General features: G+C 49.2%; 22 protein-coding genes, 1 tRNA gene and 1 pseudogene. 5 read left to right on the forward strand and 19 right to left on the reverse strand.

Annotation, left to right across the window (positions count from 1 at the left end; translation table 11 throughout):
• Positions 1-297: 297 nt before the first annotated feature.
• The 6 genes from B5E62_RS10795 to B5E62_RS10820 all read right to left on the reverse strand — a co-directional run bounded on the left by B5E62_RS10795 (position 298) and on the right by B5E62_RS10820 (position 5,186).
• Positions 298-385, reverse strand: a tRNA-Ser gene (locus tag B5E62_RS10795).
• 35 nt (positions 386-420) lie between these two features.
• On the reverse strand, positions 421-1,782 hold the full coding sequence (locus B5E62_RS10800; protein ID WP_242957855.1) for an MATE family efflux transporter: 1,362 nt from the start codon (positions 1,780-1,782) through the stop codon (positions 421-423).
• A gap of 42 nt (positions 1,783-1,824) precedes the next feature.
• Positions 1,825-3,000, reverse strand: coding sequence for an MFS transporter (locus tag B5E62_RS10805; protein ID WP_087174584.1), 1,176 nt, complete (start codon positions 2,998-3,000; stop codon positions 1,825-1,827).
• Positions 3,001-3,046: 46 nt separating this feature from the next.
• Positions 3,047-3,760 (reverse strand): lysophospholipid acyltransferase family protein, encoded by a 714-nt coding sequence (locus tag B5E62_RS10810; RefSeq protein ID WP_087174585.1) that lies wholly within the window; start codon positions 3,758-3,760, stop codon positions 3,047-3,049.
• Between the two features lie 21 nt (positions 3,761-3,781).
• The gene (locus tag B5E62_RS10815; protein WP_087174586.1) at positions 3,782-4,330 is read right to left on the reverse strand and encodes a Fe-S-containing hydro-lyase; all 549 of its coding nucleotides are present in this window, start codon (positions 4,328-4,330) and stop codon (positions 3,782-3,784) included.
• Between the two features lie 13 nt (positions 4,331-4,343).
• Positions 4,344-5,186, reverse strand: coding sequence for a fumarate hydratase (locus B5E62_RS10820; RefSeq protein WP_087174587.1), 843 nt, complete (start codon positions 5,184-5,186; stop codon positions 4,344-4,346).
• Between the two features lie 185 nt (positions 5,187-5,371).
• Here B5E62_RS10820 and B5E62_RS10825 point away from each other — a divergent pair, with 185 nt between their 5' ends.
• Genes B5E62_RS10825 through B5E62_RS10835 form a run of 3 tightly spaced genes read left to right on the forward strand, consistent with a single transcriptional unit; the run spans position 5,372 to position 7,353 of the window.
• On the forward strand, positions 5,372-5,740 hold the full coding sequence (locus B5E62_RS10825; RefSeq protein WP_076779809.1) for a GntR family transcriptional regulator: 369 nt from the start codon (positions 5,372-5,374) through the stop codon (positions 5,738-5,740).
• Positions 5,737-6,597, forward strand: a complete 861-nt coding sequence (locus tag B5E62_RS10830; protein ID WP_087174588.1) for an ABC transporter ATP-binding protein — start codon at positions 5,737-5,739, stop codon at positions 6,595-6,597. Before B5E62_RS10825 ends, B5E62_RS10830 begins: the two co-directional genes overlap by 4 nt.
• A gap of 27 nt (positions 6,598-6,624) precedes the next feature.
• On the forward strand, positions 6,625-7,353 hold the full coding sequence (locus tag B5E62_RS10835) for a hypothetical protein (protein WP_087174589.1): 729 nt from the start codon (positions 6,625-6,627) through the stop codon (positions 7,351-7,353).
• Positions 7,354-7,420: 67 nt separating this feature from the next.
• Here B5E62_RS10835 and B5E62_RS10840 read toward each other — a convergent pair whose 3' ends face one another.
• The 5 genes and pseudogenes from B5E62_RS10840 to B5E62_RS17425 all read right to left on the reverse strand — a co-directional run bounded on the left by B5E62_RS10840 (position 7,421) and on the right by B5E62_RS17425 (position 9,574).
• Positions 7,421-8,317 (reverse strand): alpha/beta hydrolase, encoded by an 897-nt coding sequence (locus B5E62_RS10840; RefSeq protein ID WP_087174590.1) that lies wholly within the window; start codon positions 8,315-8,317, stop codon positions 7,421-7,423.
• Positions 8,318-8,338: 21 nt separating this feature from the next.
• Positions 8,339-8,692, reverse strand: a complete 354-nt coding sequence (locus B5E62_RS10845; protein WP_087174591.1) for a prenylated flavin chaperone LpdD — start codon at positions 8,690-8,692, stop codon at positions 8,339-8,341.
• Between the two features lie 41 nt (positions 8,693-8,733).
• Positions 8,734-9,321 carry a UbiX family flavin prenyltransferase gene (locus tag B5E62_RS10850; RefSeq protein ID WP_087174592.1) on the reverse strand — a complete coding sequence of 196 codons (588 nt, stop codon included), beginning with the start codon at positions 9,319-9,321 and terminating at the stop codon, positions 8,734-8,736.
• Positions 9,311-9,439, reverse strand: a pseudogene (locus B5E62_RS17665) (UbiD family decarboxylase); the annotation flags it as partial. The pseudogene B5E62_RS17665 and the gene B5E62_RS10850, both read right to left, overlap by 11 nt.
• 6 nt (positions 9,440-9,445) lie before the next feature.
• Positions 9,446-9,574 (reverse strand): hypothetical protein, encoded by a 129-nt coding sequence (locus B5E62_RS17425; RefSeq protein ID WP_275532588.1) that lies wholly within the window; start codon positions 9,572-9,574, stop codon positions 9,446-9,448.
• A gap of 46 nt (positions 9,575-9,620) precedes the next feature.
• Between B5E62_RS17425 and B5E62_RS10855 the strand changes: the two genes are divergently transcribed.
• A complete protein-coding gene (locus B5E62_RS10855) occupies positions 9,621-10,550 on the forward strand; it encodes a LysR family transcriptional regulator (protein WP_087174593.1) in 930 nt (309 codons plus the stop codon).
• Positions 10,551-10,561: 11 nt separating this feature from the next.
• On the opposite strand, the gene B5E62_RS10860 is transcribed toward B5E62_RS10855, so the two are convergent.
• The 3 genes from B5E62_RS10860 to B5E62_RS10870 all read right to left on the reverse strand — a co-directional run bounded on the left by B5E62_RS10860 (position 10,562) and on the right by B5E62_RS10870 (position 12,822).
• Positions 10,562-11,878 (reverse strand): DUF4153 domain-containing protein, encoded by a 1,317-nt coding sequence (locus B5E62_RS10860; protein ID WP_162610301.1) that lies wholly within the window; start codon positions 11,876-11,878, stop codon positions 10,562-10,564.
• A 175-nt stretch (positions 11,879-12,053) separates the two neighbouring features.
• Positions 12,054-12,281: a helix-turn-helix domain-containing protein gene (locus tag B5E62_RS10865; protein WP_087174595.1), complete on the reverse strand. Its 228-nt coding sequence runs from the start codon at positions 12,279-12,281 to the stop codon at positions 12,054-12,056.
• An 88-nt stretch (positions 12,282-12,369) separates the two neighbouring features.
• A complete protein-coding gene (locus tag B5E62_RS10870) occupies positions 12,370-12,822 on the reverse strand; it encodes a DUF2975 domain-containing protein (protein WP_087174596.1) in 453 nt (150 codons plus the stop codon).
• A 287-nt stretch (positions 12,823-13,109) separates the two neighbouring features.
• Between B5E62_RS10870 and B5E62_RS10875 the strand changes: the two genes are divergently transcribed.
• Entirely contained in the window at positions 13,110-13,577 is a 468-nt protein-coding gene (locus B5E62_RS10875; protein WP_087174597.1) for a C-GCAxxG-C-C family protein, read from the forward strand.
• Positions 13,578-13,672: 95 nt separating this feature from the next.
• Here B5E62_RS10875 and gyrA read toward each other — a convergent pair whose 3' ends face one another.
• From gyrA to dnaN, 5 genes are read right to left on the reverse strand one after another with little or no spacing between them, the layout of a single operon-like run.
• Positions 13,673-16,174, reverse strand: a complete 2,502-nt coding sequence (gene gyrA / locus B5E62_RS10880) for a DNA gyrase subunit A (protein ID WP_087174598.1) — start codon at positions 16,172-16,174, stop codon at positions 13,673-13,675.
• A gap of 14 nt (positions 16,175-16,188) precedes the next feature.
• Complete coding sequence (gene gyrB, locus B5E62_RS10885; protein WP_033126058.1) at positions 16,189-18,123, reverse strand: DNA topoisomerase (ATP-hydrolyzing) subunit B; 1,935 nt, start codon at positions 18,121-18,123, stop codon at positions 16,189-16,191.
• A gap of 9 nt (positions 18,124-18,132) precedes the next feature.
• Entirely contained in the window at positions 18,133-19,230 is a 1,098-nt protein-coding gene (gene recF, locus B5E62_RS10890) for a DNA replication/repair protein RecF (RefSeq protein ID WP_087174599.1), read from the reverse strand.
• The gene (locus B5E62_RS10895; protein ID WP_087174600.1) at positions 19,220-19,429 is read right to left on the reverse strand and encodes an RNA-binding S4 domain-containing protein; all 210 of its coding nucleotides are present in this window, start codon (positions 19,427-19,429) and stop codon (positions 19,220-19,222) included. The genes recF and B5E62_RS10895 overlap by 11 nt, the downstream gene beginning before the upstream one ends.
• An 11-nt stretch (positions 19,430-19,440) precedes the next feature.
• On the reverse strand, positions 19,441-20,547 hold the full coding sequence (dnaN, locus tag B5E62_RS10900) for a DNA polymerase III subunit beta (RefSeq protein ID WP_087174601.1): 1,107 nt from the start codon (positions 20,545-20,547) through the stop codon (positions 19,441-19,443).
• Positions 20,548-20,586: the final 39 nt, after the last annotated feature.

The raw sequence follows: 20,586 nt of genomic DNA on the forward strand, positions 1-20,586 counted from the left end.
CGCTTTCGCTCGATCTGATTTCCGTTCTGAATATTTCTCTTAGAAATTTTCAGGGTCGTTGTCTATTGTTCAGTTATCAAGGTTCTTTTTGTTTTTTGCTGTCTCTCGCGAGTCAGCTTAAATATAATACCATTTGTTTTTCTTTGTGTCAATGCTTTTTTTGAAGTTTTTTTATTTTTTCTCCAGCACTCAATTGGTAGTATATTTATAATAGAAGAAACACAATATATTCCATTGTTTTCCTTCCTCAATAAGGCAAACAAAAAACCACTGAGCCTGTCAGCAGTTTTTGCCTAACGGAGAAAGAGGGATTCGAACCCTCGCGCCGGTTGCCCGACCTACACCCTTAGCAGGGGCGCCTCTTCGGCCTCTTGAGTATTTCTCCAGCAGAAGTTATTATACTAAACCCCTGCTTGATTGTCAACGCATTTTTTTCTCATTCTCCAAAAACGTCTTCCGCAAGTAATATACAATGAATGCCACGGCTGTCAAAATCCATGTCACCGGGTAACTGAAAATGATCGCGTCGATAGTAGGTGATATCTCCATAGCGCCCACAAGCCACACAATCCGGAGCACGCAGATCCCAACCAGTGTGATGATCATGGGCACAAGTACATCTCCCACACCTCTCATAGCTCCTGCCAGCACTTCTATAAATACGTACACAATATACCAGGGTGTAATGAGCAGGACCATCTGGCTCCCTATTTCAATGACATTCTGATCCGACGTGAACATGCGGAAAAGAGGTGTCCTCAGCGCGACCAGCACGATCACGATGACAGCTGACACGGCAAAGTCCATAAGAAGGCATATTTTTGTACTCTTTTTTACCCTTTCTCTTTTTCCTGCACCGTGGTTCTGTCCTACAAATGAAGTGATGGCAATTCCAAAGGAAGTGCTGACCATCCAGAATACGGCGTCCATCTTTCCAAAAGCTGACCAGGCTGCCGCCGTATCCGTTCCAAATGTATTGAGGGCCGCCTGGATGGCTATATTTGTAATGGCAAACAGGACAGACTCAACCGCAGTAGGTATCCCGAGCTTAAGCTGCGAAACAAGGATCGATCCTGTAAAGCGCATTCTTTTCCATGTGATCCGCAGCGATCCTCTGTCTCTTGCCAGCCTGATCGTGATCAGAACGGCACTGAGCGCCTGGGAAATGAAGGTGGCAATGGCAGCTCCGGCTACTCCCATATCAAGGGCAGCCACCAGTAATATGTCCAGCACGATATTGGTAAGGCAGCATACGATCAGATAATAGAGCGGCGTGTGCGAATTTCCCGCTGCCCGCAGTATGCTGGCTCCCATATTATATATGAAAGTAAAAGTGAGAGCCCCAAAATAGATGCGAAGATAGAGGACTGCATCCCCCATAGTCGCTTCGGGCGTATTCATCCAGGTGAGCATATGCGGCGTCAGTAAAATGCCAAGCACGGTCAGCACAATTCCCCCTGCCACAGCCAGAGCATAGGCATTATGTACTGCCTTGCTGGCAGATCTTCTGTCTCTCGCCCCAAAGAAGTGGGCAATAATGACAGAGGCTCCTGAAGACAGCCCTGTAAAAAATCCCACAATGAGACTGGCAATCTGTGCTGAGGAACCTCCCACTGCTGCCAGCGCTGCTTTTCCCACAAACTGTCCTACTACCACTGTATCTACTGTATTGTAAAGCTGCTGAAAAAAGCTCCCCAGCATGATCGGAAAGAAAAAGATAAGGAGCTGTTTCCATATAACTCCCTCTGTGATCTGCCGGGAAGCATCCATTTTTACAGACATAAAAATCCCCCATATGTTTGTGTATGCTATTCAGAAATATGCTTATTTCTCCTGAACGTCCAGAGCCTGGGCATCTGTAACGGGAGCCTTGATACAGATTACTGCGCCAATGATCACCAGTGCTGCTGCGGAGAAGATGAATCTTTTTTCTATTCCCTCTCCCAACACTCCAGCCGCTGCATTGACAATGTATGCAGAGATGAAATTTCCGATATTGTAGGCCGCAGATACAATGGCAATTGCCAGGGATGCCTGTTCGGCAGGAACCATGTTGGCTGTAAATGTGACCGCTCCCGGATTACGGACAGCGAAGCCAAGACCAACCACTGCCGCTCCCCCGCAGATGACGGGCAGACTTGTAGAGAAGCCTGCCATCGCTGTTCCGGCAGCCATCAGCAGTATGGATAAGCCTATAGTAAATCTCTTAAATATCTTCACAATACCGCCAAAAAGAAGACCTCCTGCAATCCCCGCCACCTGCATAACAGAAGCGACCGTACCTGCTGTACCTGCATCTCCGATTCCGTTTCTGTCAATGTACATAGCAATATTTGTGTTAAAGGCGGCCACAAAAATTCCTGTAATCAGGCAAAGAAGAGCAAAATACATCAAGCCGCCCGAGATGCCGCACTCTTTCTTTTTGGACTTTGGCACAGTTTCTCCTGCTGGCACTGTCAGAAGAACAACCACCACGATGGGAATACAGATCAAAAAAACAAGATACCCTCTCCACCAGTCTGTCATGACCGCAAAAAATCCACTCCCTTTGGCAATGAGTGTTCCTCCGATACTGATAAAAATGGACTGGAAGCCCATGACGCGGGATTTCTCAATACCAGTAAAATAATCAGATATCAGGGAAGAACTCACCACTACCACCAGGGAAAGACCGGCTCCAATCACTATGCTCGCCCCATATATCATCCAGAGCCGCGAATGAAAAGCTTGGGGCAGAAGGCCGCCTGCCAGCATGAGTACCGTACCCGCAACAGCAATCCCCCTCTTTGTGAACCTGGACTCCAGAAACGGTTCTATAAGCATCACAGGTAAGGTCACCAGATTGATAAGCGTCAATACAATCTGAACAGCCGCATCCCCGGCGTTTGGAAAGGACTTGCCTATCTCTGCCAGGATCGGCGACAGGGAACTATTGCAGGATGTCGTCATTGACAGGCACAAAAGTCCTGCCGCTATAACTTTTTTGCTTTTCCCTGACATCTTCTCTCATTCTCCTTTATCCTGTACTCTCCTACAGATGCATTTTTTATTTCGCATACTGCCCGATGACCGCCTCGATCCGCCTCTTCACCTCAGCCGCGATCTCTGTAGTCTTCATATCCTTGTACTCATCGTAATACAAGGGCTCCAGGAAATGCACCTGGACCGTGACCGGGCTGATGGTGTTGGTGTCAAAGGGCTTGAAGGAATCGATAAGGGCTACCGGAACAATGGGACATTTCGCCTTTGTGGCGGATTTAAAGCTTCCTCCCTTAAACTCCCCGGGATGATTGCCGTTTTTCGAACGTGTTCCCTCTGCAAAGATCAGGTAGTTGCGGCCCTTTTTCACTTCCTCCGTCACGTGGATGATGACCTGCATGGCCTGGCGCACATCCTCTCTGTCCAGCATGTATGCCTTCATGCAGGCAAACACCTGCTTCAGGAACTGAATGTTTGCAATCTCTTTTTTGGCTACCACGGCAAAGGGTCTCGGGCAGGCTTCAATGATGGCCAGCACATCATAAAGACCCTGATGGTTTGGAAAAAACATAAATCCATTCTCTTTCGGAAGATTTTCCACACCGGAGGAGGCAATCTTCACATTTCCTCCCCGGTTTGCCCTGAGAGTAATGTATTTCAAAAGAGCGTACTGCTCCTCATCCGTATATTTTTCCGTGTGGGCCGCATGATAGCAGAGCTTGCACCACGCATACGGAACGAGGAGAATGTTCCGGAAGATCATAAGTAATATCCTTTTCATTATTGTAAGCTCCTTCTGTGTTTATTTTCTGTATTCTCTGATGGCTGTCTCGTAGAGATTATTTCCCCGGCTGTCTATGACAACAATGACCGGGAAATCCTCCACCTCCAGGCGGCGTATAGCCTCTGTCCCCAGGTCATCGTAGGCGATCACCTCGGATTTTTTGATACATTTAGACAAAAGAGCTCCTGCTCCTCCCACTGCGGCAAAATAAACGCAGCCGTTGCGCACGATAGCGTCCATCACCTCCTGAGTTCTTTTGCCCTTGCCGATCATGGCTCCCAGTCCCAGGTCAAGAAGCCGGGGCGTATATCTGTCCATTCGGCTGGCTGTTGTGGGGCCCGCTGATCCGATAGGACGGCCTTCCCTTGCCGGGGAGGGGCCCATGTAGTAGATGATCTGATTTTTTATATCAAGGGGAAGATCCTCCCCCCTGTCCAGCGCCTCGTCCATTCTCTTGTGAGCTGCGTCCCGGGCTGTGTATATCGTGCCCGTGAGATACACGTAATCTCCGGACTTAAGGCCTGCTGCCTCTTTCTTTGTCATTGGCACTTTCATGTGTTTTTCCATATTTTCAGCCCTCCTATACTTCTCGCACAACATGCCGGTTCACATGACAGCATATGTTTACTGCCACCGGCAGTCCTGCAATGTGGGTGGGATAGGTGTTTACATTGACCGCAAAGGCTGTCGTACTGCCTCCCAGACCGCCCGGTCCTATGCCAAGGCCATTGATCTTCTCCAGCATTTCCTCCTCCAGCTCTCTCACCCACGGGATGGAGGAGCGGGACCCGGCTTCCCTTGTCAGGGCCTCCTTGGCCATGAGAGCGCATTTTTCAAAGGTACCTCCCACACCCACGCCCACCACCATGGGGGGACAGGCGTTGGGGCCTGCATCCTTTACTGCGGTCAGTATGGCATGTTTGACTCCCTCCAGACCGTCCGCAGGTTTCAGCATGAAGACCCGGCTCATGTTCTCGCTCCCAAAGCCTTTGGGCGCCACTTTGATCCTTACCTTGTCTCCGGCCACGATCCTTGTATGGATAACAGCAGGCGTGTTATCCCTTGTATTCTCTCTCAGGATAGGGTCGCCCACCACAGATTTCCGAAGATACCCTTGTGTGTATCCCTGGCGTACCCCCTCATTTACAGCATCCTCCAGAGGTCCTCCCTCCAGATGCACGTCCTGCCCGATTTCCAGAAAGACGACCGCCATGCCCGTATCCTGGCAGATGGGTATCATATCTCTGGCCGCAATATCCAGATTTTCCCTGAGCTGCCCTAAAATCTGCTTTCCGAGGGGAGCCTCCTCCGTCTCTGCTGCGCGCTCCATAACAGCCTCCATGTCTTTTGACAGATAATGGTTGGCTTCTATGCACATTTCTTTTATATTTTCTGTTATCTCACTTACCTGGACTGTCCGCATTGATTTCCTCCCGTGAAAATAGTGTAATGGGCGGCTTTATCCCGCATATTCCCTAATTAGTATACTGTCTTTATCCACATATTTCAATTCCGGTATTGACATTTTCCCACTCACATGCTTTAATACATATATAGTTAATTACTCAACTAATTAACCACAACACCATTCAAGGAGGTGTCTATGGAGTGAATATCAATCCAGGCCAGGATAAACCTATTTTTATCCAGATCGCAGAGGGAATCGAGGACGGTATCCTCACCGGGGCTTTTCCGGAAGAGTCCCAGATTCCATCTATCACTGAATTTTCCGTAAACTATAAGATCAATCCGGCTACTGCCCTCAAGGGGATCAATCTTCTTGTGGACGAGAACATTATTTATAAGAAAAGGGGCGTTGGCATGTTTGTGGCAGAGGGAGCTGTACAGAAGCTTCGAAAGAAAAGACAGGATCAATTTTATACCAACTATATAAGCAGCCTCATAGACGAGGCCAGGAGACTGGGCATCTCAAGCGAAGATGTCATTGCCATGATCGAGAGGGGGTTTTCTAAATGAGAGGTATTGAAGTAAAAAACATATCAAAATCATTTAAAGATACACAGGCGCTTCGAAATGTGACACTCACTTTTGAGGCGGGAAAGATCTACGGGCTTCTGGGAAGAAATGGAGCCGGTAAATCAACTCTGCTGAATATCATCAGCAACCGCAAATATCCAAATGAGGGATATGTGTCCGTGGACGGCATGCCCTCTGCAGAGAACGACGAAGCACTGAGGAAAATGTTTCTCATCAATGAGATGAACCTGTACCCGGAGAGCATGAAAGTAAAAGATGCCTTCAAAGTGACAAAAACATTTTATTCCTCCTTCGACGAGGCGTATGCTCTGAAACTTTCGGAAATGTTTGAACTAAATATAAAAAAGAAGATCAAGAGCCTGTCCACCGGCTATCAGTCTATCTTCAGAAATATACTGGCTCTTTCTGTAAATGTACCCTACGTCTTTTTTGACGAGCCGGTCCTGGGGCTGGACGCCTACCACAGAGATCTCTTTTACAAACTGCTGATCGAGAAATACAGTGAAGATCCCTTTACAGCAGTGATCTCCACCCACTTGATCGAGGAAGTGGCAAACGTCATAGAAGAAGTAATTATTATAAAAAAAGGTGAAATTTTGAAAAACCAGTCCAGAGACAGCATCCTGGAAAACAGCTGCACTATATCCGGAACTGTCTCCCAGGTAGACTCTTATGTAGCGTCTCTCCCCGCCAGGGCAGAGGTCATTGGCTCGGATGTCATCGGAGGACTGAAGTCCGTCTACATCTGCGGCGACGACGGCGCGCGGCTGCCTGAGGGGCTGGAGAGGTCGACCATGGACCTGCAGAAGCTGTTTATCCAGCTCACCTCTATGTAATTGGATCTGAAAGGAGTGCGAAAGAGTATGAAAAAGATTTTGAAATATCAGTGTTTTGACCTTGTGAAGGCGCTTATCATCTACTATCTCGTCATCCTGCTCATCATTTCTCTCGCCGTGATAGGGATGAATGTGGCAGGCGGCACGAAGAGGAGCGGCCTCGGATTCTCCTCCGAGTTCTTCTGCCTGATCGTGGGGCTGTGCATGTTCCGGGAGTACTTTTACCTGTTTATGCAGAACGGTGTCTCCAGAAAGAAGATTTTTGCAGGCGCCTGCATGTGCCTTGTGATCTTCAGCGCTGTCATGTCCGCCATGGATGTGCTGGCTCTGTATATCCTGGAAGCGCTGCCCGCCGCCAATGTATCGTATATGACCATTTCCTCCACCCTCTACTCGGGCTATGTGAACAATGCCGGTCCTGTTTTGCGTCTGTTGGTAGAGCTGGTGATTTCCTTCCTTGTCATGTACGTCTTCTTTGTGGCAGGGTATCTCATATCCATCTGCTTCTACCGCTCTCCCAAGCCCGGGAAGATCGGCATCGCAGTGGGACTTCCGCTCCTGGTAGTCGGCGGCATACCTGTCCTCATGGTGGCTTTCCCGGACATTTTTGCCAGGCTGATATCCTTCTTTCTCTTTATCATGGGGTATTCCGACACCTCCAGCGGAAATCCATTCATCGGGATGGTGACACTGACTGTCTTCTCCCTGGTCATCACGGGTCTCAGCTACCGTGCCGTGAAAGGCACTCAGATCTGATCCCGCACAAAGTCATGTAGAAACGTCCTCCGGCTTGTCTGTATCCGGAGGACGCTTTTATATGTCTTTACCTTCTTTCCAGGATTTCCTTGAAAAAACGGCATGTTTCGTCGTTGCATATGATAGCCTGTGGACATTTCATGTCCACGTGGAAGACGTGCTTCAGATCGTGGGTCTCATTGTCGTAAAATCGGAACAGAAAGGGTACCTTCCGCTCCATGAGACATTCCGCCATGGAGAGGGCCTGGCTCTGTGTAAAATCACCGGAGGAGGTCATGAGGAACACAGGAGGATAGTTTCCCGTTATATGTGAAATGGAGCTGATCATATCCAGTTCTTCCTCCGTCCCCTTGCCCGGCAGATAGTCCTCCATCAGCGCCGGCGTGTCGCCTCCCATGTCTTTCTCTATTTTGTATACGCCGCAGTTCAGTGCTGCCGCGCGGACAGAGATGCTGTCCTGTATCTGCAGCCTATATTCTTTTTCCCATTTTTCTTTGAAGGATGCACTTGTGCAGGCAGCCAGGTAAAGCGAAAGGATGTTGCCTCCCGCCGAGTCCCCCACGGCAAATACCTTCTCCAGATCCATTCCATACGCCTTCCCATGCTCTGCCATCCAGTCAAAGACCAGGTTTGCATCCTCCAAAGGAGCCGGGAATTTGTGCTCCGGCGCCAGCCGATAGGAAAAATTCACCACCGCAAAACCTCTCCTTGCCAGGTCCATGCAGTAGAACCGGTATCTCTCCTTGTCCCCGTACACCCATCCTCCGCCGTGGACGCTGACAATGACAGGAAGCAGTCCTTCCTGCCCGGCCGGGCGGTACACATCCATCACCTGCATGGGATCTTCTGTCCCATAGCGGATGTCCCGGTATTTTTCCACATCTTCCGGCTCTTTAAGACCTGCATCCCGGATATCGTCTCCTGCTTTAAAGAGTTTTCTTATTTTGTCACTTGTCTCAGACATATACTCACGACCTTTTCTTTTTTATAGTATCATCTCTTCCACAGCCTGCTGTACTTCCCGGATCTGCTCCTCTGTGATCCCGTCCGTATGAAATCCCCCTGTACATACGACTACAGCATTTTGGGCTGCTGCCATTTTCTCTGCCAGATACCGGCACAGGTACTCGTCCTTGTGTCCTGTCACATTGATAACAGAGGCTGTGCTGCTGACCTTGCCGTCTCCCTTGAGGGAGGGCCGGGGGATAGCCAGCACTGTACAGCCAATATGGGGGCTGTCTCCTCCCTGGAGAAGTATATGATAATCTTTTCCAATCTTTGTAAACTTTATAGTTAATTTTGTGAAAGAGAGTTCTCTTTCTATCACTTTTTCTTCCATTTCAGTCTCCCTCTAAGACATCCTTCTTCCGGCTCTCCTGGTTAAATCCCATCCCACCGGCGGTAACCCTCTGCCTCAATGCCAAAGGGCTCCACAAGCCTGGCCGCTATATGATGGACCATATCCTCGATGCACTCCGGCTTCTGGTAAAAGGTGAGCATGGGGGGAATGATTCGGACTCCCGGCATCCTTGAGAGCTCATACATGTTTCTCAGATGGATGGGACTTAAGGGTGTCTCCCGGGCTTCCAGGACAAGCGGCCGCTGCTCCTTGATAGTCACATCAGCGGCCCGGAGGATCAGGTTATCCGCATAGCCGCCGCAGATGCCGGCCACTGTCTTCATACTGCAGGGGACAATGATCATCCCCGCCGTCCTGTAGGAGCCGCTGGCCGGCCCGGCCCCAATCTCCTCCGGACTGTATATATGATCCACCAGCTTTTCCATCTCTTCCCTGGTACATTCCATCTCCTGCTCCATGGTCAGGACCGCACTCCGGCTCATGATGAGGACCGACTCATACCCAGGCGTCTGTCGGATGATATGCAGGCACTCCTGCAAAATCGGCATACCGCTGGCGCCGGTAGCCGCAATGATTATTTTTTCATTTCTTAAATTATTATTTTGCATCTTTTACCCATTTTTCTGGTTCTACATCCATAAATCTCGCTCTCACAAACCGTTCCTTCTGGTCATAGGGAACCGTGCAGTCAAAAATCGTCTTGCAGGCAATGCCATGGTCCCTGATCCTTCATCACTTGGCGAGAGCTTTTGGAACTGAAGGACAGCCATATATTTTCCTCATCCTGCATTTGATTTCTGACTCTATTTTATCTGCTTTTCTGTATCCTATCAATTCAATTTGCGGTACAATCAATTCCATAATGGAATGAATGCTTTTATGCATACACAGATAAAGGAGAGCTTTTATGACCTTTGACCAGATCCGGTATTTTATTGCAGTGATGGAAAGTAATACATTTTTTGAGGCTGCGGAAAAGCTCCATATCACCCAATCCACCCTCTCCAAGCAGATCATGAAGCTGGAGAAGGAACTGGAGGTAAGACTCCTCGACCGGAGCCGCCGCAGGGCATCTGTCACTGAGGCAGGGAAGCTTTTCTATCAGGACTGTCTCCGACTTTCAGATGGATATGAAAACATGCTGGGGCATCTGGCTCCCTATCGCCACAGGGGTGAGCAGGTACTGTGCCTTGGCACGCTCCCTGTCCTTCCGCAGTACCACCTGACCAGTAAGCTCAGAGAATTTTCAGAAAGATATCCTGAGCTTAGACTGATTCTTGAGGAGGTGGAGGAGCCGGAGCTTCTGCCCGGATTTCTGAGTGGAAAATACGATATCATCATTTCCAGAAAAAATGTGGCAGAGGAACTGAATGCCGCCTTCTTTTCCCTTGCGGATGACCGCCTTTTTGCCGTTGTCCCGGACAGCGAGGCACTTTGCCGGAAGCTGGGCTTCTCCCCTGAGCTTTGCAGGGAGCTTTTCTCTCCATGCCCCTCTCCACTTTCTCTTGAAAGACTGGGGCGTGTGCCTCTTATTTTGATGAACCGCTATACGTCCATCTTCCAGTTCTGCATCAGGCTTTTTCAAAGCAGCGCCACATGCCCCAACATTGTCCGCACCGGGAGGGTGGAGTCCATCATAAGCGCCGTATCCATCGGCGAGGGAGTCAGTCTGCTTCCCGGGAGCAATTTTGAAATTTTTCACCATGAAAATGTCCGTCTTATCCCCCTTAAGGAGAACACGGATATTCCGATCGTCATGTGTATGAAAAAGGGCGGACCCACCTCGCCCGCCCAGAAAAAATTAATTGATTTCTTTCAGAAAATGACTCCCTCCTGATCATCCCCCTCCTAAGGGGAAATCCTGGAGGCCATCCACACGGAAAAATTATATTCCCTCAGGCTCCTGCTGTCTATATCCTGCTGCGCCTTCCTGAAATACTGCCGGTGGATATTTTCCACTATGCTCTCCGTGTAGAGCCCGTCTGTATAGTCCAGTGCTCCCACATCAATTTTTGCGAGAGCCGGCGCCGCATCGTAGGAGGATGTCTCCATCATATAGACCGCGTCTGCGGCGGTCATCTGTTCCATCGTGCGGATATTGTAGGATGCTGCCAGATAATCCGGATGCAGAAAGGAAAGCAGTATATATCCGCAGGATACGACAGCCGTTATAAATCTGAATAACAAAAAAGTTTCTTTATAAATGAAAATCACGACTCCTGTCATCATGACCAGATTGAGTATCAAAAACCAAAGCACAAGGACGCGGAGGAATGTCATATGGTACACATGGACATACATGAACATCCTGTACATGGCGGAGATGGTCATGACAAAAGTACAGCCGCATATGACTGTCAGTATCATCTTTAAAATCCTGTTTTTCTGAAATGCATATACAACCGAAATGACAAGGATGAGATTGATGATCCCCACAAAGAGCAGCTGCCAGAAACCTTCCCGGGCATAGCTTGCGTATGTGACCCCATCCGGGAGTCCCCCTTCATTTTTCAGGAAGAGAACATAAATCTGTACGCAGCAGTACACCACATAGACAACAGCCAGGATCACTGTAAAGGTGATACCTGTGACGGCCTCGTAATTTCTGTCCTTCCCCTCCTTTTTCCTGCATCCGCCTGAGGCAAAGGCACAGAAGACGCCGTAGATGATCAGCACTCCAAAGAGGGTCATGCACACCATTCCCACCACAGAGCCGACATTCAGGTTTTCCGGCATCCGGAAGATAGATGCAAAAATGCCTGCAAAAACCCGGTCTGAGCTCGCAAGAAGGGGGAATATGACTGCAAGCAGAAGGGCTGCTATCACGATCCCTGTCACCACAGAACCTGTTTTCTCCTTTTTCTTGTTTTCCTCCTGCCCACTTTCCTCCCACATTTCCATGCTTTCTTTTCTCCAGTCTCTGATATGAAAGATGTGAAAGGAATATACCACCGTTTTTGCTCCCATGAGTATGAATTCCTTCATGTATGAAAAGAAGTCCCACTCTTCATCCCCGCAGAAACATCGTATCATTCCCGCCATGAAGAGGAGCATAATGCCTACCCAGTTAAAAAGCACGAGAAATCCCGAGTCCGTCATCACTGTGGAAGCTCCAAGGAGAAGGATCCCTGCACCGTACGGGAGGAATCTCCTCCGGCAGGACATACCCAGCCTCCCAAAAAAGAGATACGCAATTCCCACTGTCATGGCTGTGTGCAGTAAAAATGTTATTCCATTCAGATTTTTATAACAAAAGATTGTAAACAGGATTCCATATATGAGGCTCATACCTGCAAAATAGCGATTATTTTCCTCAAATCTGTCTGTTTTTTTCACTCCTTCACTGCACCTCCTTTTTCTCTTCCTCCGGGACATATTTCAGGATGTCCCCGGGCTGGCAGCCAAGCTCTCTGCAAAGGGCATCCAGTGTTGTAAATCTGACTGCCTTTGCCTTGTTATTTTTCAGGATAGACAGATTTGCCATGGTGATATCTATCCTCTCAGCCAGCTCCTTAACTCCCATTTTTCTCTGAGCCATGACCACATCCAAGTCGATCACGATTGCCATTTTGTGCCACCTCCTGCTGCTCTTATTCTCTACACATCCTTCTCCCCATCAGAAGCCTTTTGTCAAAACAGGCCAGGGACCTGCCCCATTATATGGTCAGGTCATTTTCCTCCTTATAGCGGACCGCCTCCCCGAATACCTGCGACAGCACCTGACTGAACAGCGCTGCCACAAAAAAGATGACGACTATGACCACAGTCGCAATAGTGGGCACAAAGAACATTTCAATGAGAAACGCTGCCGAGATACAGAGGCTGAAGCCTGTCATCAGGCGCAGGCTCTTCACATTCTCATACACAAAGCAGGAACCGCTTACCACAGTCCTCATCATCTTCCGAAGCTGTCCCACAATCAATATTCCGAATATTCCGGAAACTGCCAGCGTAAGCAGCATAGGAACATACTGCTCCAGTATAACGGCATCATAGTATCTTCCAGCCAGGTTCAGCGTCCACGGGAGCGTCACCACAACCATGATTCCCGAAAAAAACATAAAGTCCAGGATCAGCTTTGTCGCCCTGACAATTTTTTCATTTCTCATATATCTATCTCTCCCTTCCCACATTTCTTGTTATCTTGAGTTCCATTTTGACTTGTAACTTTCTAAGAGGAATATAACACAGGATAGATTGATTTTCAATATTTATTTATTGTTTATCGATAAATATTAATTTCAATTGTATATCAATTACAACAATACAAGGGGAATGATACACAGTAGCGCAGGGGTAACTGCAATTGGGGACGTAATATTTTTACAAAATATTACGTCCCCAATTGCAGTTTTTCCCCCTCCGTCCTATAATATCTACAAAAGGAGGTTTTTCTATGAATACATCAATCGATATGGAGAAATTGAGGGAAGATGCCGTACATATTTTTAATTCCGGCTTCACCTGTTCAGAGTCTGTCATCTACGCTATCAAGAAAAACTTTGAGCTTGAGATGTCTGATGATGCGATTGCCATGAGCTCCGGATTTCCGTGGGGACTTGGCGGGGCAGGCTGCATCTGCGGCGCTCTCGCAGGAGGCACTATGTGTATCGGCTATTTTTACGGGCGCACCGAGCCGGGTGACCCTCGCAATCAGCTCTGCTTCAAGCTCTGCAATGAGCTTCATGATTTCTTTAAGGAGAACTACGGTGCCGCATGCTGCCGCGTTCTGACGAGGGGAATGGAAAAAATGTCCCCTGAGCGGAAGGCCCACTGTACAAAGATGGTATCCGGGACAGTAGTGAAGACTGCCGAGATCATCCTGTCCAATCTGAAGGACAGCAGATTTCAGGATGTCTGTTAGTCAATCTTCGCACGCGCTCCAAATAGGGACCCATACAGAAAAGACTGGCACAGTCCATATATGATACTGTACCAGTCTTTTTTTCATGTCATCTCTTACTCTTCTGTCTGTTCTTCCGGCTTCTCCACACTTTCAGAAGCCTCTTCTTCCTCCTCGTCGCCCTGCCTCACCTTTGCGATGCTGGCAACTTTATCGTTTTCCTGTAAATTAATAAGCTTCACTCCGGAGGTTATCCTTCCGAGAATAGATATGCTGCTACATCTCATGCGGATCACGATTCCCTCTGTGTTGATGACCATGATCTCGTCCTCTTCATCCACAGCCTTGATGCCTACCACATTTCCTGTCTTCTCAGTTATCTTGTAGCATTTCACACCTTTTCCGCCTCTGTTCTGGGGGGAGAATTCCTCCATGGCGGTGCGCTTGCCCATTCCCTTTTCAGACACGATCAAAAGGTGGCTTCCCTGGGAGTCAAGCTGCATTCCGATAACCTCATCGTGGTCTGTCAGGTTCATTCCTCTTACACCCATAGAGGTCCTTCCCGTAGGACGCACGTCAGTCTCGTGGAAGCGGATACACTGCCCGTATTTTGTGGCTAATATGATATCCTTCTGATCATCTGTATACTTCACCTCTATCAGCTCGTCGTCATCCCGAAGCGTGATAGCCGCAAGCCCTGTCTTTCTCACATTGGCATATTCTTTGATAGGTGTCTTCTTCACAAGCCCTCTCCTTGTGGCCATGAAGAGGTACTCACCATCCCTGTACTCGTCAATCGGGATGACGGCCGTGATCTTCTCCTCCGGCTGGAGCTGCAGAAGATTGATGATAGCCGTTCCTCTGGCAGTCCTTCCTGCCTCGGGTATCTCATAGCCTTTCATCCTGTACACCCGGCCCGTGTTTGTAAAGAACATGATATAGTCATGGGTGTGCGTCATAAAGAGCTCTTCCACATAGTCAGAATCTATTGTCTGCATGCCCTTTATGCCTTTTCCTCCTCTGTGCTGGGATTTGAATGTATCCTCAGACATGCGCTTGATATATCCAAGCTTTGTCATGGTGATGACCACATTTTCCCTTGGGATCAGATCCTCCATAGAGATATCAAACTCATCGTAGCCGATCTTCGTCCTTCGGTCATCTCCGTATTTGTCCTTGATGACAAGGATTTCCTCCTTTATGACGCCCAGGAGGACTTTTCTGTCGGCCAGGATCGCCTTCAACTCGCCGATGCGCTTCATCAGCTCATTGTATTCGTTCTCCAGCTTCTCTCTCTCCAGACCTGTCAGAGCCCGCAGACGCATGTCCACGATAGCCTGGGACTGTGCGTCCGAGAGGTCGAAGCGCTTCATCAGCTCCGCCTTTGCCTCCTGCACGTTGGCAGAGCTGCGGATGATCTGTATCACCTCGTCGATATGGTCCAGGGCGATGAGCAGTCCCTGGAGGATGTGGGCTCTCTCCTCCGCTCTGTTCAGCTCATACCGGGTCCTTCTCGTCACGACCTCCTCCTGGTGCTGCAGATAGCAGTTCAGCATATCCAGAAGGTTCATGACTTTAGGCTCGTTGTTGACAAGAGCAAGCATGATGACGCCGAAGGTATCCTGGAGTTGGGTGTGCTTGTAGAGCTGATTTAAGATCACATTGGCGTTGGCATCTCTTCTGAGCTCAATGCACACTCTCATGCCTTCCCGGCTGGACTGGTCGCTCAGTTCTGTGATGCCGTCAATCTTCTTATCCCTCACAAGCTCGGCAATCTTCTCGATGAGTCTTGCCTTGTTCACCATATAGGGAAGCTCTGTGACAATGATACGGCTCTTGCCGTTTGGCATGGTCTCGATATCTGTCACAGCCCGCACCCTGATCTTGCCACGTCCTGTCCGGTAGGCCTCCTCGATCCCTCTTGTTCCCAGGATGGTTGCTCCTGTCGGGAAATCCGGTCCCTTTATGATCTGCAGGATTTCCTCCATTGTGGTGGTCTCTTTGTCCCCAATCTGGTCATCAATAATCTTCACCACCGCGTCAATGACCTCGCGGAGGTTGTGGGGAGGGATGTTGGTGGCCATTCCCACGGCAATACCGGATGTTCCGTTTACAAGGAGATTGGGAAATCTGGACGGCAGGACAGTAGGCTCCTTCTCCGTCTCGTCGAAGTTGGGCGTAAAATCTACCGTGTCCTTGTTGATGTCCGCTGTCAGCTCCATGGAAATCCTGCTTAAGCGGGCCTCCGTGTACCTCATGGCAGCCGCGCCATCCCCGTCCACAGAGCCGAAGTTTCCGTGTCCGTCCACAAGAGGATACCTGGTAGACCAATCCTGAGCCATATTTACCAGGGCTCCGTAGATGGAGCTGTCCCCGTGGGGATGATATTTACCCATCGTGTCGCCGACAATACGGGCACATTTCCTGTGGGGCTTGTCGGGACCGTTGTTCAGCTCGATCATGGAGTACAGTATCCTTCTCTGCACCGGCTTCAGACCGTCTCTCACATCCGGAAGAGCTCTGGAAGCAATAACACTCATGGCGTAGTCGATGTAAAATTTCTCCATTCTCTCTTTCAGATCTACTTCCTGGACTTTATCAAAAATATTATCTTCCATTGTCCTCTACCTTTCTATACGTCCAGATTTTGCACGTATTTTGCATTTTCCTCTATGAACTCACGCCTTGGCTCCACCTTATCCCCCATCAGGGTGGTAAATGTCAGATCCAGCTCGGATGTGGTCTCCTCGTCCATAGTCACTCTCATCAGGATGCGGTGATGGGGGTCCATAGTCGTCTCCCAGAGCTGGTCCGCATCCATCTCTCCCAGACCCTTGTAGCGCTGTATCTTATTATTTGTATCTCTTCCCACTTCCCGGAGGATGGAGTCCAGCTCCTCGTCGCTGTAAGCGTACCAGACCTTTTTGTTTTTCTCCAGCTTGTAGAGAGGCGGCTTTGCCAGATATACATATCCCTGCTTGATCAGCTCCGGCATAAACCTATACATAAATGTCAGGAGAAGCGTGCTTATGTGAGCGCCGTCCACATCCGCGTCTGTCATGATGATGATCTTGTGGTACCGCAGCTTGGAAATATCAAAATCCTCATGTATGCCTGTCCCGAAGGCTGTTATCATGGCCTTTATCTCCGCGTTGGCGTAGATCTTGTCCAGGCGTGCCTTCTCCACGTTCAGGATTTTTCCCCTGAGAGGAAGGATAGCCTGGGTAGCCCTGTCCCTGGCTGTCTTGGCGGATCCGCCGGCGGAGTCCCCCTCCACGATATAAATCTCGCAGTTGGCCGGGTCCTTGTCAGAGCAGTCGGCCAGCTTTCCCGGAAGGGACATGCCGTCCAGGGCTGATTTACGCCTGGTCAGGTCCCTTGCCTTTCTGGCCGCCTCCCTGGCCCTCTGGGCAAGAACGGATTTCTCCACTGTGGTCTTTGCGATCGTCGGATTCTGCTCTAAGTAAATCTCCAGCTGCTTGCTCACTACATTGTCCACAGCGCCTCTCGCCTCGCTGTTTCCAAGCTTCTGCTTTGTCTGTCCCTCAAACTGGGGCTCCTCTATCTTGACACTGACAATGGCTGTCAGTCCCTCTCTGATATCCTCTCCGGAAAGATTCGGCTCGCTGTCTTTGAGCAGCTTATTCTTTCTCGCATAGTCGTTAAATGTCTTGGTCAGGGCGTTTCGAAAGCCCACAATGTGGGTTCCTCCCTCCGGTGTGGTGATGTTGTTTACAAACCCGTAGGTATTGTCTGTGTAGGAATCATTGTGCTGCATGGCCACTTCCACCTGCACATTGTTCACCATGCCCTCGCAGTAAATGACATCCTCATAGAGGGGCGTGCTGCTCCGGTTCAGGTAGGTGACAAACTCCTTGATGCCCCCCTCATAGTGGAACTCCTTTTCCACGGGTCCCTCCTCCGGCCTGTCATCTGTGAGGATGATCCTGAGGCCTCTGGTGAGGAAGGCCATCTCCCGCAGTCTCCTCTTGAGCACGTCAAAATCAAAAACTGTCTCCTCAAATATGGTGTCATCAGGGAGAAAGGTGACCTTTGTGCCGCTCCTTCCCTCCTCGCAGTCCCCCGCGATTTCCAGCTTGTTCATGACTTTTCCGCGCTCGTATCTCTGTCTATAGATTTTTCCTTCATGAAAGATCTCCACTTCCAGCCAGTTGGAGAGGGCGTTCACAACAGAGGCTCCCACACCGTGGAGACCGCCGGACACCTTGTATCCTCCGCCGCCGAATTTTCCGCCTGCGTGGAGTACAGTAAAGACAACCTCCACCGCCGGAATGCCCGCCTTGTGGTTGATCCCCACCGGGATGCCGCGGCCATTGTCTGTCACAGTGACTGAATTGTCCTTGTTTATCTGCACATGGATCTTATCGCAGAAGCCTGCAAGGGCTTCATCCACAGAGTTATCCACTATCTCATAGACAAGATGGTGGAGTCCCCTTGCCGATGTACTTCCAATATACATTCCCGGGCGCTTTCTGACAGCCTCCAGCCCCTCAAGGATCTGGATCTCGTCCGCCCCATACTCGTGCTGTACCTTTTCTGTACTCATAATCTCCTCCTAGTTTTCCATGGTCACATGTCCCTGATGGACATGAAATACTTTGTTTATAGAAAATCGATGATTTACAAATTCATCAACACCCGTGCAGGTGATGAGAGCCTGTATATCATGGATGTTGTCCAGTAAATAGTTTTGCCTGTATTTGTCAAGCTCAGACAGGACATCGTCAAGAAGCAGGACGGGCGTATCTTTTGTGAGCAGTCTCACAAGCTCTATCTCGGAAAGCTTCAGGGACAGAGCCGCTGTCCTCTGCTGACCCTGGGAGCCGAATTTTCGGATATCGATACCATTTGTCATAAAGCAGATATCATCCCTGTGGGGACCGCAGCCGGTGCTGCGCATCCGCAGGTCCCTTTCCCTGCCCCTTTGCAGGGCCTCGTGGAGAGGATGCCCCTTTGTATCCGGCTCGTACCTTACCTCTATGTTCTCCTGTCCCCCTGTGAGCTTTCTGTGTATATCAGAAATAATATCATTGACCTGGAGCATAAATTTTTTTCTGGCCTTTATGACCTTCTCGCCGTACCCGGCCAGCTGCATGTCCCAGACATCCAGCGTCTCTGAAAGAGAAGTGCCTGCCGCATCCTGTCGGGCCAGCTCCTTTAGAAGATGATTTCTCTGATTCACAATGCGGTTGTAGTTTGATAGATTGCTCAGATATACCTTGTCAAGCTGGGAGAGCTCAAGATCTATAAACCTCCTTCTCTCAGAGGGACCGTTCTTGATGATGTTCAGGTCCTCCGGGGAAAAGAAAACGATATTGACAATGCCAAACAGCTCACTGGCTTTCCTTATAGGCATCTTGTTGACTGCTATACCCTTGGGACTGTTTTTCTTTAGATGTATATCGATCTGATAGGGAATCCCCCTCTTCTCCACCACAGCCTCAATATGGGACTCCTCCTGCCCAAAGCGTATCATATCCCTGTCTCTCGTCCCTCTGTGGGATTTGGTAGTCCCGCACATATAGACAGCTTCCAGGATATTGGTCTTTCCCTGGGCGTTGTTCCCGTAAAAAATATTGGTAGACTCACAGGGCTCCAGCTTCAGAAGCTCATAATTTCTGAAATCCTTAAGTTTCAAAGACCTAATCTTCAATTTTCACTTCTTCTCCGTTGTAAGAAACGATATCCCCGGGGTAAAGCTTTTTTCCCCGCCTGGTATCCGGATGACCGTTCACCTTCACAAGCCCGTCCTGGATGACCTCCTTAGCCTCCACGCCGGACTCCACAAGGCCGGCCGCCTTCAGGGCCTGCCCCAGCTTGATAAACTCATCTCTCAGATGTAAAACCTGCATAGTCTTCACTCCTAAATGGCATTAAAATTAACGGGAAGGATAAGATAAATATAGCTCTCTGTCTCATCCTTGATAAAGCATGGCGCCTTGGCGTTCATGAGATAGAGGTCCACCTCCTCGTCGTCGATGACCCGGAGGGCATCGATGAGGAACTTTGGATTAAAGCCTATCATAAGATCCTTTCCTTCCTTGGTTATCATGATGTCCTCATTCATGGAACCGAACTGGGATTTGATCCGAAGCTCCATCACATCGTCTCCAATATTGATGATGATGGGCTTTTTGTCCCCCTCCTTCACGAGCAGAGTGGCCCTGTCGATACAGTTGAGGAAATCCCGCTTGTTGATCCTCACCTTTGTCTCGTAGTCGCTGGAGAGCATCTGGTCTATCTTAAAGTACTCTCCCTCTATCAGACGGGAAACGACCACTGTCCTGTCAAATTCAAACACGATGTGGTTTCCTGTAAAATACATGCTGACCTGGCTGTCTGCCTCTCCTGAGAGGATCTTGCTTATCTCCATGAGAGTCTTTCCGGGTACCACTATCTTGTGGTCCTGGCACTCCTCCCTCAGCTCGATCTTCCGGATAGAAATGCGGTGTCCGTCAAGAGATACCACCCGGAGCATACCTCCTTTTATCTCAAACAGTTCTCCGGTCATCAGCTTGTTGCTCTCATTGTCAGCGATAGAGAATATCGTCTGGCGTATCACCTCTTTCAGGGTAAACTGTGAAATGGTCACTGTCTCTGTCTTCTCTATTACAGGGAGATAGGAAAAGTCGTCTCCTGCCCTTCCCATGATATCAAATTTAGCCTTCTCACAGGTGATAGTCATCTGGTCCTTCTCGTCTGTCTCTATAACGATATCACTGTCAGGCAGCTTGCGGACGATCTCGGAAAAGATTTTTGCGTCTATGGCTATCATTCCGTGTTCCCTGATATCTCCTTCTATCTCCGTCTGGATGCCGAGCTCCATATCATTGGCTGTCAGTCTGATAATGTCAAGTGTGGCATCTATCAGTATACATTCAAGGATAGGCATGGTTGTTTTGGAAGGAACTGCCTTGGATACGATCCCGACTCCCTTTGCAAGCTCAGATTTACTGCATATGATCTTCATTTTTGTGTATAACTCCTTTCACGCGCCTCTATATAGATA

The organism is Lachnoclostridium sp. An118 (genome assembly GCF_002160985.1).
Taxonomy (GTDB): domain Bacteria; phylum Bacillota; class Clostridia; order Lachnospirales; family Lachnospiraceae; genus Claveliimonas; species Claveliimonas stercoravium.